Below are 12,583 nucleotides of genomic sequence, written 5' to 3' on the forward strand. Positions count from 1 at the left end.
CTGCGGTAGGCTCGATCCCGCGAAGGGGAGTAGCTCCCAATGTCGCGGTCGACATACTGACCCCGGTTCTCCGGGTTCCGGCCGCGCGGCCTCGTCACGAGGCGAGCGAGACCTTCGACCAGGCCGTATTCGTTATGGCCGGGTCGAGGTCGCCCTGCGCCAAGGCCCGGTCGTGTCACCGGGAGTTTCGTGTGGAAGCCTTCCTAACCGCGCTGGCGATCAGCTTCGCGGTCATCTTCGTCGCCGAGCTCGGCGACAAATCGCAGCTCATGGCGATGACGTTCGCCACCAGGTTCAAGACCGTGCCGGTGCTGATCGGCATCACGGTCGCCACCGCCGTGGTCCACCTGGTGTCCGTCCTCATCGGCTACGGCCTCGGCGCCGCCATCCCGACCGGCTGGATCTCGCTGGTCGCCGGCATCGCGTTCCTCGGCTTCGGCGCGTGGACCCTGCGCGGCGACTCCCTGACCGAGGACGAGAAGGGCAAAGCCGAACGCTCCACCGGCTCGGCGATCCTGGCCGTCGGCGGTGCGTTCTTCCTGGCCGAACTCGGCGACAAGACCATGCTCGCCACCATCACCCTGGCCACCCAGCACGGCTGGTTCGGCGTCTGGATCGGCTCGACCGTCGGCATGGTCGCCGCCGACGCCCTCGCCATTCTCGTGGGTCGATACTTGGGTAAACATCTACCGGAAAAGGTCATCAAGTACGGAGCTGCCGCACTCTTCGCTATCTTCGGCATCTGGTTGATCGCCGAAGGTGTGATCGAACTGCGATAAAAAGGAGCCGCCGTGCTGGACTACCGGGCCGAGTTCGACGCCGAAGTCACCCTCGATGGCGGGGGCGAACTGAGGGCGCGGGGCTTCCGCCTGAACATCCCGCACGCCGACGTCACCGAATCCGAGATCACCGCGCTGCTCGTCGCCTCACTCGCCCCGCAACGGGTCGAACGCGCCGCCGTCAGCGACGTCCGGATCATCGCCGAACCGCACCCGCCGACCGCCGACACACAGGCCGAGCGGGTCCGGTTCGTCGAGCTCAGCCACATCATCACGGCCGGGATGATCACCTCGCCCGGACTGCCCGGCCCGGAGATCACCCCGCACCTCACCCGGCTCGCGTCCCGCGGGGTCTACGCGCCGGGCACCGAGTTCGCCATCGACCGGATCAGCATGCTCGGCAACACCGGCACCTACCTGGACAGCCCGTACCACCGCTACGCCGACGGCGCCGACCTGGCCGGCCTGCCCCTTGAACAGCTCGCCGGACTGCCCGCCGTGGTGGTCCGGGCGGTCGGCGGCGAACGCGGCGTCACCGCCGAGATGCTCGCCCACGTCACCGTCGCCGGGCGGGCCGTGCTGCTGCACACCGGCGGCGACCGGCACTGGGCCACTCCTCAATACGGTGTCGACGCGCCGTACCTGACCGCGGACGCCGCCCGGCTGCTCGTCGACCGGGGCGCCGCCCTCGTCGGCATCGACGCCGTGAACATCGACGACGTCTCGCCGGCGGCCGCGGGTGCCCGCCCGGCGCACACGCTGCTGCTGGCGGCCGGCATCCCGGTCGTCGAACACCTCACCAACCTGCGCGAACTGCCGCCGCTCGGCGCCCGCTTCACCGCCACCCCGCCCCGGGTCGCCGGATTCAGCGCCTTCCCGGTCCGCGCGTTCGCGACCGTCCCCGCCGAGGAGCCAGAGGCGTGACCAGTGACATGTCGGCCGGTGCCGGCACCGGCCGCAACCTGGAACTGGCCCGGATCCAGCTCGGCCGGGGCGAACCGGCGGCCGCCGCCGAACTACTCGGCCCGGTCCTCGCCGCCGAACCCGACCACGTCACCGCGCTGATCCTGATGACCCACGCCCAGCTGGCCCTGAAACGACCCGACCTGGCCGACGAACTGGCCCGGCGCGCCGTCGAACACGCCCCCGAATGGCCCGACGCGCTGGCCGCGCTCAGCCGGGTCCACACCGAACTCGGCCGGCACGACGAGGCCATCGCCACCGCCCGGGAAGCGGCGTTGCGGCAGCCGGAGAACCCGTACCGCCACCACCGGCTGGCCTGGGCCCTGCTGGAGGACGGCCGGCGCGCCGTCGAAGCCGAACACGCCGCCCGCGAAGCGATCCGCCTCGACCCGGACGAAGCCGACTTCCGGATCACCTATGCCATGGTGATGAAGCAGCTCAACCTCACCGACCGGGCCCGCCAGGCCCTCCGCGACGCCCTGGCCCTGGCCCCGGACAGCGCGGTGGCCCGCCACGAGTTGGCCGCCCTCGACGTCGTCCACCACCACCCGTTCGCCCTCGGCCGTCTCGCCCGGGGCGCATCCGGCCTGGTCGGAGCCCTGCGCGCCGACCCGAAGCAGGAGGCCAGCCGCTACCTGCTGGACGTAGCGCTGCGCCAGTTCCTGGTCTACGCCGCGATCATCCTGGTCCTGCTGGCCTACCTGGGCTGGCGCACCGCCGAGACATCCCCGAACCTGGCCCGCCTCTTCGCCGGCCTGGCCGCCCTGGTCCCGGCCGCCTACGCCGGATACTTCCTGTCCCGGCTGGACCCGGCGCTGCGCACCTACCTACGCGACCTGCTGACCCACGGCCGCCAGCGGATCGCCCTGGTCGCGGCGACGATCGCGATACTCCCCCTGCTGATCGCCATACCCGCCCCGGCCGGCTGGCTGCCGCCACTGCTGGCCACCGCGACGTTCGCCGGCTTCGCCGTCCGCCTGCTGACCGCCCCGGTCGACGAACCAGGACAGCCCACCCGAGGCCTGACCAGCCACTCCCTGCTCCTGATCGCCGGCGTGTGCGCCGCCGTCGGCGTAGGCGTGATCACCACCGAAACCCTGTCCCCGACGTGGCGCCTCCCCGCGGCGGCGGCCGCCTTCGCCGCCGCAGCCGCCTGCCTGACGCTGATAACCCGCCGCCGAAAAACCGGCGTTTAACCCTTTTTCGGTACGACCTACGCAGGCCCCGTGGCTGTCCCCGCGATGCAGCCCTTCCCTCCCGCCCGCCAAGGCGCCTCACGGGCGAGGCCTCCCCTCACCGAGAGCAGTCACCCGTCCCGCTTGCGAGGGCGCCTGGCGTGCGGGTCCTCGCCTCACCGCGGCGTGCAAGATCGACTCGTGGGGTCGCGGAGAATCGCGCAAGGCGCAGTCACCCGTCTCACTTGCCGGGGCGCCTAACGGGCGAAGCCTCTCCTCACCGTGACGCAGTCACCTGTCCCGCTTGCGAGGGCGCCTGGCGTGCGGGTCCTCGCCTCACCGTGGCGCAGTCACCCGTCCCATTTGCCGGGGCACCTCGCGGGCGGGGCCTCCCCTCACCGCCACCCCGCCGGCCGAGCCGTGCGTAGATCTTGCAAGGTTTTCCACGTTCACCGCGATCTTGCACGGTTTTTCACGTCTGGGCATGGTTTGTCGTGCAAGATCCACTTCGCCTGGGAGATCTTGCAGCCTTCTTCCCGTGGGGGCGTGGAAAGGGCTGCAAGATCGGCCCGAGGATGGAAATTCGTGCAAGATCCGGGGCGCTGTGACGGCGTAGCGGGCCGAGCGGGCCCCGCGGGCGGCTCCGTGAGGGACTCCGCGACGCGAACGGCACAAGATCGCGGGACATGATCATGGGTCGCGGGCTGCGGGTGACGTTGGCACTGCGGGCGACGGGCGACGGGCGGCGCGTGCATGGCTGCGGGATGCGGGCTACGAGCTGCGCGTGTGTGGCGGCGGGCTGCGGCGATAGGCATCGGGGGTGGGCGCGAGGTGCCGCGCGGTAGGCGGTCGGAATGGGTGAGAGGTGGCGGGCCGTGGGTGGTGGGGGTTTGGCGGTGAGTGGGGATTCCGCCCGAGAGGCGCCTTGTTGGGCGGGAGTGTCGCCCGCGTCGCGGTGATCGGCAGGGGCTGGTGTGGCTCGTACTGGATGAAAGGGGTTGGGAGGCTCAGAAATCGTCTGATTCTGCCGATGTGGACCTCGTGATCCACACCCGTATCCCCGGAGCGGACCGATGACGGAACTGGGCATGACCGTGAACCCCGGGGTCAGTGATGCGTCGGCTCGGGCGTTCGCTGATCCGAGTGACCTGGGGGTGGCGCGGGCCGCCGCCCTGTTCGAGCACATGCACCCGGAGAAGGCGGCCGAGATGCTGCATCCGGTGCTGGCCGGGCGGCCGGATTCGGCGCCGGGCTGGATTCTGATGGCGCGGATCCGGCTGGCGCTGGACCAGGTGGAGCCGGCGCTCGACGCGGCGAACCGGGCTGTCGAGCTGGCGCCGGAGGATCCCCGGCCGCTGGCGATCGCGAGCCGGGCGTTGACCCTGATGGGCCGGCACGAGGAGGCGATGAGCATGGCCTACCGGGCGGTGATCGTCGAGCCGAAGAATCCGCTGTGGCACGACCGGGTGGCGTGGGCGCTGCTGGCCGCCGACCGGCAGCTGGGTGACGCCGAGCAGGCGGCGCGGACCGCGGTCGGGCTGGATCCGAACGAGGCGCACTACTACTTCACGCACGGGGTGATCCTGGCCGCTCTCGGTCACGTCGATCAGGCCCGGCAGGCGCTGGAGACGTCGTTGCGGCTGGAGCCGGAGAACCATGTGGCCCGGCACCGGCTGGACGTGCTGAACGGGGCGGCGCAGCCGGTGGTGGAGAAGAAGAAGCGGGGCTGGCGGCTGTTCGGGCGTAAGGAGCAGGCGAAACCGGTTCGCCCGGAGGAGTTCCGCGCCTGAACCCAGGCCCCGGCAGAATACCGCACAAGTAATAATTCGGTCATGCAATCTCGGATGTCCGCTGCGGTTCTCGCGCTGGTGCCCGTCGTCGTCCCGCCCACCCCGGCCGGGGCCGTCGACCCGCCGGTGGCGGCCGAGATGACCGCCCACTACAGCTTCAACGGCCGGTCCAGCCGGATCGTCGACGAGTCCGGCAACGGACACACCCTGCGGGTGATCTCCTACCAGGGCGGCCGGGTCCGCGCGGTCGCGCACGGCCCGGGCACCGCGCTGGCCTTCCCGGGCAAGTGCACCCAGCGGGTGTGCCCGCACGTCGCTTTGCAGAGCGGCTACTCGGCCGACCTCAATCCGGGCGTCCGGGACATCGCCTTCGGCGCCGACGTGCTGCTCGCGCCCGGCCAGACCAGCTCCGGGCAGAACGTTCTGCAGAAGGGCTACTCGGCCACGAGCAGCCAATACAAACTGCAGATCGACGGTACGGCCGGACACCCCAGTTGCGTGCTGGTCGACGTGGTGCGCCCGGTGATCTGGATGGTCCGCAGCTCGGTCACGATTGCCGACGGCGTCTGGCACCGGGTGCGCTGCCGCCGGGCCGGCACCCGCCTGGAGATCAACGTCGACGGGGCGTTGCGCGGCCGCACCATGGTCCCAGCCGACCTGAACGTCTCCAACGACCTGCCGCTCAGCATCGGCGCCAAGGGCGCTTACCGAGACAACGATCAATTCAACGGCATTCTTGACAACGTCTGGGTACGGATCACCCGCTGAGCGTCGTCTGTCCGGGTGTGCAATCGTCGGGAGGTGGCCATCAGCGGCGGAGTGCGTGCCCTGCTCAGACGCGCCCGCGCCGTGCTGCGCAGCGCCCTCACCACGTTCGTCGTGCTGACGCTCACCCTGTGGCTGATGCCCGGGGTGGCCGCCTCCGACATCGTCGACACGCTCGGCCTGGTGGTGCTGGTGGCCGTGGTCGGCGCGGTGCTGCGGCCACTGCTGCTGGTCGGCATCACGGTGCTCGGCGGCTGGGCGGCGATGCTGCTGGGTGTGGTGACGCAGATCGCCGTCATGGTGGTGGCGCTGCGTCTCGACCCGGGCAACCGGATCAGCGGCCTGCCCACCCTGGTCACCGCCGCGATCCTGGCGGTGATCGTGGCCGCCCTGCTGGACTGGATGGCCGACGCCGGCAGCGACGACACGTTCGTCCGGGAGGCGCGCCGCCTGATGCGCGGAGTGCGCCGCCGGGCCGCCGGCCGGCTGATCAGTTTCCGTCGCGAGCCGGCCGGCACCGAGCCGGGCCTGCTGATCATGCAGCTGGACGGGGTCGCCGAGCCGGTGCTGCGCTGGGCGATCCGGGCCGGGAACCTGCCGACGCTGGGCCACTGGCTGCGGACCGGCAGCCACACGGCCCGCGGCTGGCACACCGGCCTGCCGTCGACCACCCCGGCATCGCAGGCCGGCATCCTGCACGGCGCTTCCCGGCAGATCCCGGGCTTCCGCTGGTACGAGAAGGACACCGGCAAGCTGATGGTCTCCAACCGCCCCCGGGACGCCGCGATCATCGAGTCCCGCCTGACCGACGGCCGCGGCCTGCTCCGCGACGGCGGGGTGAGCATCAGCAACGCGTTCAGCGGCGACGCTGCCACGAGTCTGCTGACGATCAGCCACGCCGCGCTGCCCGGCCGTACCGCCCGCGGCTGGGCGGCGTTCATGGCCAGCCCGTACGGCTTCACCCGGGCCCTGGTCCTGGGCGGCGCCGAGGTCGTCACCGAGCTGTACCAGGCCCGTCTCCAGCGCCGCCGCAACCTGCGGCCACGGGTCAGCCGGTCCGGCGCGTTCCTGGCCCTGCGCCCGGCCTCGATGCTGCTGCGGGACGTGAACATCTCCCTGGTCGCCGAGCAGATGGCCCGCGGCGCCCCGGTGATCTACTGCGACCTGGTCGACTACGACGAGGTGGCGCACCATGCCGGCCCGGCCCGCCCGGAGTCGATGCGGCAGCTGGAGAGCCTGGACCGGATGCTCGGTGTGCTGGAGCGGCTCGCACCGGAGGCGGCCCGCCACTACCACCTCGTGGTGCTCTCCGACCACGGGCAGAGCCAGGGCCCGACCTTCCGGCAGCGGCACGGCGAGACACTGGACGAGTTGGTCGCCCGGCTCGCCGACGACGTGCTCGTGGTGTCCTCGGGCAACCTGTCGATGCTCTACCTGACCAGGTTCCCGCACCGGCTGCGGCAGGACGCGATCGAGCACGCCCACCCCGACCTGATCAGCGGGCTGGCCGCTCACCCGGGCGTCGGCATCGTGGTGGTGCAGGCCGGGGACGGGCCGATGGCGTACGGCTCCGGCGGCTCCCACCGGCTACGGGACGGCGCCGTGGTCGGCCTGGACCCGCTCGCGCCGTACGGCCCGCACGCCCGCGCCGACCTGCTGCGCCACCAGAGCGCCGCACACGTCGGCGACCTGGTGGTGATCAGCTCGGTGGATCCGGAGACGCAGGAGGTGCCCGCGTTCGAGGAGCTGGTCGGTTCGCACGGCGGTCTCGGCGGCTGGCAGACCGACGCCATGCTGGTGCATCCGGCGTCGTGGCCGGTCGCCGCCGACCTGGACGGGCCGGACGCGGTGCACCAGCAGCTCGTCGAGTGGCTGACCATGCTGGGCCTGCGAAAGCCCGACGTGACGCCGGTGACCATCCGGGAACCGGAACTTTCGCCGGTCCGGGAGAGTTGAGCCGATGTGCGGTTCCTCCTCCTGCTGGTGCTCCTCGTGTTGTCCCTGGCCACGCCCGTGCGGGCGGTCGAGTCGGAGGCCCGGCAGGCGCCGACCTTCAACGGCACCGTCCAGGCGATCGCCTACCTGGGCAGCACGGTCTATGTGGGTGGGGCGTTCACCAGCGCCAGCTGGGGTGGCCGCACCTATCCACGGGACCGGCTGGCGGCGTTCGACGGGCGGACCGGGGCACTGCTGAGCTGGGCGCCGGACGCCGACGGGCCGGTCTGGGCGCTGGCCGTCAGCCCGGGAGCGATCTACGCGGCGGGCGGGTTCCACCGGGTCGGCGGCGAGAAACGGGACTCGATCGCCCGGCTCAGCCCCACCAGCAACGCCGTGAGCCCGTTCCAGCCGCAGATCGAGGGCACCCCGTACGCGCTCGCGATCAGCCCCGACCGCCTGTACGTGGGTGGCAGCTTCACCGCCGTGAACGGCCGGAAAGCCCGCAACCTGGTCGCGTTCTCACTGCGTACCGGCAAGGTCGACGCCGGCTGGCGGGCCACCGCCGACGACCGTGTGCACACCCTCGCGGTCGCCGGGAACCGGGTCTACCTCGGCGGCGCCTTCGAGAAGGTCGACTCGAGGGCGGGCTACCAGCGGCTGGCCGCGGTGCACGCCACCACCGGGCGGCTCGACCACCGGTTCCGGCCCAAGGCACCGGCCGAGGTCAAGGCGTTGGCCGTCGACGCGACAGGGGTCTACACGGCGGGTGGTGGCCAGGGTGGACGGGCCGCCGCGTACGCCCTCGACGGCACCATCCGCTGGCAGCGCGTCTTCGACGGGGACGCCACCGCGATCACCCTGATCGGCGGCACCGCCTACATCGGCGGGCACTTCGACCGGGTCTGCAGCACCGCCCGCAACGGGCTGCAGGGCGCCTGCCTCGACGGCTCCGTCCCGCGCGTGAAACTAGCCGCGGTCACCGGTGACGGCCGCCTCGCCGAGTGGAATCCGCAGGCCAACGGCGTGATCGGGGTTCGCGTGCTGAACACCGGGCCGACCGGCGCGCTCGACGCCGGTGGCGACTTCACCATGATCGGCCGGCTGGCCCGGCCCAGGTTCGCCCGCTTCTGAACCCCGTTCCCCGTTGATAAGCAGCGCCTATGGATCGCACAGCGGACGCATAGCCGCGCTCGGCAATCTTCTCGTCGTCAGCAAGCAACCGGACCGAGGAGAGCGCCGATGAGTCAGCACGATCCGTCCGCACCGGGCCAGCGGTACTCCCAGGGCCGGCCGCCGGGCGCACACCAGCGCGCCACCCACGGGGAGACCGCCGCCTGGTCGTCCGAGGTGCCGGAACCCGCCTCGATACCCACCGACTGGTCACCGTCCGGCGCCTACGCCGGCCACCACTCGTCCGGCTACCACGGCGATCCGGGCGGCGCGCCCGCCGCCTGGCTCTCCACCCCCACGGAGCCAGGCGGCGCGCCCGTCACCTGGGACCAGCCCAGTGGTTCGGCGCCCGGCTGGAGTGGCCGGCATCCGGAGCCCGACCCGGCCGCCTCCTGGAACGGCAACACCACGATGAGCAGCTACGGCTACCGCTCCGATCCGGAGCCGACGGCCTGGAACGGTGGTCGTGCCGACCCGGAGCCGGCCCGCCGGAACACCGGTTACGCCGATGCCGAACCCACCGCCTGGAACGGCAGTTCGGTGCCCGACCGGATCCCGGCGGAGTGGAACACCGAACCGTCGACCGCCTCGTGGAATGCCCCGTCCACGTCCTGGAACAACCCGGCCGCCACCAGTGCCGCCACCAGCGCCGCGCCCACGTCGCCGCCCGCTGCGGAGTGGCGCGGCAACCCGGCCCCGGCCGACCACGGCGCCGCTTCCCCGCGTACCGAAGAAAAGGTCCGAAAGAATCCGAAGTTGATGTTGGCGGCGGCCCTGGCCGCCGCTGCCCTGGCCGGCGGGGGAGTGGGTGCGGGCCTGATGGCCGCCTTCGGCGGAGACCCCGCCGCAACCGCGCCGGCCGGTCCCGGAGCAGGCCAGATGCCCGGCGGCCAACCGCCGAACGGCCAGGCGCCGACCGCGGCTCCTTCGCAGGCGGCCAATTGATGAAGACCTTGTTCGGGGGATAGAAGCGAAGACGGTTCCCGCTGTGGGCGGCGGGAACCGTCTTCGTGCTCAGGCCTGGGTCTGCTCGCGCGCCTCGGCCTGCTGGATCTCGACCGGCTGATTCTCGGCCTGCTGGAGCTCGGCCTTCCGGATCTCGGCTTGCTGACTCTCGGCCTGCTGGATTTCGGCGGCGACCCGCGCCCGGCGCCGCCGGATGTGTCGCACGTGCAGGATCACGTAGGTGGCGACCGCGAGCACCAGCACCCCGATTACCGGCCACTGGTAGTGGTGGATCTTGCCCATGATCGGCCCGAGGTTGGCGCCCAGCTGATAGGCCAGCGTGCACCAGAACCCGACCCAGAGCGCCGCCCCGATCGCGTTGTAGAGCAGGAACGTCTTCCACGGCATCCGGGTGATCCCGGCGATCACGCCGTTGAGCTGCCGCAGCCCGTCGATGAACCGGGCGATCACGATGACCCGGTTGCCACGCTTGGCGAAGAACTGCTCGGCCTTGGCCAGCCGGGCCGGGGTGACCAGGATGTACTTCCCCCACCGGTTCACGATCTTGCGGCCGCCACGCAGCCCGATCCAGTAGCCGATGTTGTCGCCGATCACCGCGGTGACGAAGCAGACCAGCGCGACGACCCAGATGTTCATCCGCCCATAGCCGGCGTAGACCGAGGCCGCCGCCATGATCGTCTGACCGGGGGCGGGCACGCCGAAGCTCTCGACCACGATGATGCCGCCGATCGCCAGATAGCCCCAGCGATCCAGGATCGGCGCCACGGTGTGCAGGAACCCGGGAAGTTCGGCTGAAGGTGGCATCCGTTACACGGTAGCCGCAGCCGTCCGGGGCGGCCGAGCGGACCTTTCAATAAACAGCGACGGCGCCGCTCAGGCTGAGCGGCGCCGTCACTCGGCAGGGGTCAGATCACGTCCGGCGCCAGCTGGCCGCGCAGCTTGGTCAGCGCCTTGGTCAGCAGCCGGGAGACGTGCATCTGGGAGATGCCGATCTGGTCGGCGATCTGGCTCTGGGTCAGGTTGCCGTAGAAGCGCAGCGTCAGGATCTTCTGCTCACGCTCGTCCAGGGTGGCCAGAGCGGGCCCGAGGGCGACGCGGGTCTCGGCGACCTCGTACTCGTGGTCCTCACCACCGAGGGTCTCGCCCAGCTCGGTCGTCCCGTCCGCGCTGATCGGCGTGGAGAGCGAGGTGGCGTTGTAGGCCCGCGCGCCCTCCAGGCCCTCCAGCACCTCTTCCTCGGTGATCCCGAGGTGGGTGGCGATGTCGGCGACCTGCGGGGAGCGGCCCAGTTTGTGGGTGAGCGTGGCGTTGGCCTCGGTGATCGCGAGGCGGAGCTCCTGAAGGCGCCGGGGGACGCGGACCGACCAGGTGCGGTCGCGGAAGTGGCGCTTGATCTCGCCGATGATGGTCGGGATGGCGTAGCCGGCGAAGTCGACACCGCGCTCGGGGTCGAACTTGTCGACCGCCTTGATCAGGCCGACCGTCGCGGTCTGGATCAGGTCGTCGGTGGGTTCGCCGCGACCGGAGTAGCGGTGGGCGAGGTGGCGGGCGAGCGGCAGCCAGGCCTCGATCGCCCGGTCGCGGAGCGCGGCGCGGGACGGGTGGCCGGCCGGCATCGCGGCCATCGCGGAAAGCAGCTCGGCGGCACTGTCAGCCGGAGCCTGGGCACTCGCCGTGGTCGACGGCGACACCGCGGTCTTGGTCTCGGTGACGGTCATGTCGTGGTCCTTCCCTGACACCTGTTCCGGAGAGCCGGTCCCTGGTTTGGGACCCGGTCGGTCGGGCATCCATATCCGTGGGACAGGCGCAAACAACCTGTCCGGAGCACAGTTGGCCGTTCGGTTATGCAGACTCTATACGACAGGCCGAGAGAACACTAGCCGAAAGTATGATGCCTGTACCGTGACAAACCAGACAAACAGCCTCACTGGGCGGCCTGATCTCGGCAAACAGGCCCGCCGGCGCGCTCGAACCGGTAAAAGATCGCCCCTCTGCTTTTCCCTCAGGAGTGGGCAAGATAGGCCCATGACGTCGCCGCCCACCCCGGTTCCACACCCGGCAGCGACCGAACTCCGTCACTGGAACCTCGACGACGTCGGCGAACTGCGGGACTTACGAGCCGATCTGCGCGAGGCGGTGGCCGGCACTCCGCTCGACGACGAGGACGGCCTGGACCGGATCACGGTCGTCGCCACCGAACTGGCCACCAACGCCCTCCGGCACGGACTGCCGCCCACCCATATACGTCTGCTGCGCGAGCCGGGTGCGCTCATCCTCGACGTCGCCGACCACGATCTGGCCGGCGAACCCCGCTTCGACCAGGATCGGCCGATCGGCCTCGGCGGCCTCGGCCTGCGTCTCGCCCAGACTTTCGCCAGCGACCTGGGCTGGTACCGAACGGCGAAGACCAAGAACATCTGGGCGAGATTCGATTTCGTACGGGATTAGCGGCGCTTCCACAGAAGCAGCCATCAGTGCCGTCTCCGCATCGCGACCGATGCGGGCCGGCACGGCCCCGGCGGCGACCGCCGGGAGGGTTGCCCGCGTCGCCGTCTTCTTGTCTCCGTCTTCTTGTCTCCGGGACGGGTGCGGCTGTTGCGCCGGATGTTCATTCCGTATCGGATCCACTTCGGAAGGTCATTGACCTCTTTCGGCCCGTCGGCACCACCGGCAACGGGAGTGCGATCGCGTAGGGGGGCCGATTTGGTGTTGCGAGGACGACCGGGTAATGTTCTCCGAGCCGGCAGGGAAACGGACGAGGCAAGCGAGACCTGAAGTTAGGGCTCGGACCGGCCGTCCTGCCAAACCCCCAAGATCGAGTGGCACGAGACATCGTGTACTCTTCGCGGGTGCCTGGAACAGTTTCTGTTTTGGCGAATTCGGTTGCGAAACGCGGATTTGACAGATCGGAAACGGCGGGTAAAGTAGAGCGAGTGCCCCGAAGGGCGGGCCGCGAAAGCGGAACGAACTAAGGTGTGCGGTTGTTCTTTGAGAACTCAACAGGGTGCTTGATAAGCCAGTGCCAATTATGGCAATA

11 protein-coding genes are annotated in these 12,583 nt (G+C 70.6%); 9 read left to right on the forward strand and 2 right to left on the reverse strand.

All coding sequences use genetic code 11. The features are described from left to right. Window positions 1-191: 191 nt before the first annotated feature. The 8 genes from AB0E94_RS48755 (at window position 192) to AB0E94_RS48790 (ending at window position 9,525) form a co-directional block, all read left to right on the forward strand. Window positions 192-779, forward strand: a complete 588-nt coding sequence (locus AB0E94_RS48755; protein ID WP_360342332.1) for a TMEM165/GDT1 family protein — start codon at window positions 192-194, stop codon at window positions 777-779. A gap of 12 nt (window positions 780-791) precedes the next feature. Further along, the gene (locus tag AB0E94_RS48760) at window positions 792-1,703 is read left to right on the forward strand and encodes a cyclase family protein (protein ID WP_360342335.1); all 912 of its coding nucleotides are present in this window, start codon (window positions 792-794) and stop codon (window positions 1,701-1,703) included. Further along, complete coding sequence (locus AB0E94_RS48765; protein ID WP_360342338.1) at window positions 1,700-2,938, forward strand: tetratricopeptide repeat protein; 1,239 nt, start codon at window positions 1,700-1,702, stop codon at window positions 2,936-2,938. Before AB0E94_RS48760 ends, AB0E94_RS48765 begins: the two co-directional genes overlap by 4 nt. A 1,067-nt stretch (window positions 2,939-4,005) precedes the next feature. Beyond that, the gene (locus tag AB0E94_RS48770) at window positions 4,006-4,707 is read left to right on the forward strand and encodes a tetratricopeptide repeat protein (RefSeq protein ID WP_360342340.1); all 702 of its coding nucleotides are present in this window, start codon (window positions 4,006-4,008) and stop codon (window positions 4,705-4,707) included. A 42-nt stretch (window positions 4,708-4,749) separates the two neighbouring features. After that, window positions 4,750-5,475, forward strand: a complete 726-nt coding sequence (locus AB0E94_RS48775) for a LamG-like jellyroll fold domain-containing protein (RefSeq protein ID WP_360342343.1) — start codon at window positions 4,750-4,752, stop codon at window positions 5,473-5,475. Window positions 5,476-5,508: 33 nt separating this feature from the next. Beyond that, the gene (locus AB0E94_RS48780; RefSeq protein WP_360342346.1) at window positions 5,509-7,428 is read left to right on the forward strand and encodes an alkaline phosphatase family protein; all 1,920 of its coding nucleotides are present in this window, start codon (window positions 5,509-5,511) and stop codon (window positions 7,426-7,428) included. Window positions 7,429-7,434: 6 nt separating this feature from the next. Continuing rightward, entirely contained in the window at window positions 7,435-8,541 is a 1,107-nt protein-coding gene (locus tag AB0E94_RS48785) for a hypothetical protein (RefSeq protein ID WP_360342349.1), read from the forward strand. A 108-nt stretch (window positions 8,542-8,649) separates the two neighbouring features. Further along, window positions 8,650-9,525, forward strand: coding sequence for a hypothetical protein (locus AB0E94_RS48790; RefSeq protein ID WP_360342352.1), 876 nt, complete (start codon window positions 8,650-8,652; stop codon window positions 9,523-9,525). Between the two features lie 69 nt (window positions 9,526-9,594). Here the strand turns inward: AB0E94_RS48790 and AB0E94_RS48795 are convergent, their stop codons facing one another. Continuing rightward, window positions 9,595-10,350: a DedA family protein gene (locus AB0E94_RS48795; RefSeq protein ID WP_360342355.1), complete on the reverse strand. Its 756-nt coding sequence runs from the start codon at window positions 10,348-10,350 to the stop codon at window positions 9,595-9,597. A gap of 101 nt (window positions 10,351-10,451) precedes the next feature. Next, window positions 10,452-11,171 carry a SigB/SigF/SigG family RNA polymerase sigma factor gene (locus AB0E94_RS48800; RefSeq protein ID WP_360342361.1) on the reverse strand — a complete coding sequence of 240 codons (720 nt, stop codon included), beginning with the start codon at window positions 11,169-11,171 and terminating at the stop codon, window positions 10,452-10,454. Window positions 11,172-11,571: 400 nt separating this feature from the next. Here AB0E94_RS48800 and AB0E94_RS48805 point away from each other — a divergent pair, with 400 nt between their 5' ends. Then, entirely contained in the window at window positions 11,572-11,994 is a 423-nt protein-coding gene (locus AB0E94_RS48805; RefSeq protein WP_360342358.1) for an ATP-binding protein, read from the forward strand. Window positions 11,995-12,583: the final 589 nt, after the last annotated feature.

It is taken from the genome of Actinoplanes sp. NPDC026670, from assembly GCF_040638175.1.
GTDB lineage: Bacteria > Actinomycetota > Actinomycetes > Mycobacteriales > Micromonosporaceae > Actinoplanes.

Coding starts and splice junctions, on each gene's coding strand:
- AB0E94_RS48800 (WP_360342361.1), bottom strand. CDS start 11,171: ATGGCCGCGATGCCGGCCGGCCACCCGTCCCGCGCCGCGCTCCGCGAC.
- AB0E94_RS48770 (WP_360342340.1), top strand. CDS start 4,006: ATGACCGTGAACCCCGGGGTCAGTGATGCGTCGGCTCGGGCGTTCGCT.
- AB0E94_RS48805 (WP_360342358.1), top strand. CDS start 11,572: ATGACGTCGCCGCCCACCCCGGTTCCACACCCGGCAGCGACCGAACTC.
- AB0E94_RS48790 (WP_360342352.1), top strand. CDS start 8,650: ATGAGTCAGCACGATCCGTCCGCACCGGGCCAGCGGTACTCCCAGGGC.
- AB0E94_RS48795 (WP_360342355.1), bottom strand. CDS start 10,350: ATGCCACCTTCAGCCGAACTTCCCGGGTTCCTGCACACCGTGGCGCCG.
- AB0E94_RS48775 (WP_360342343.1), top strand. CDS start 4,750: ATGCAATCTCGGATGTCCGCTGCGGTTCTCGCGCTGGTGCCCGTCGTC.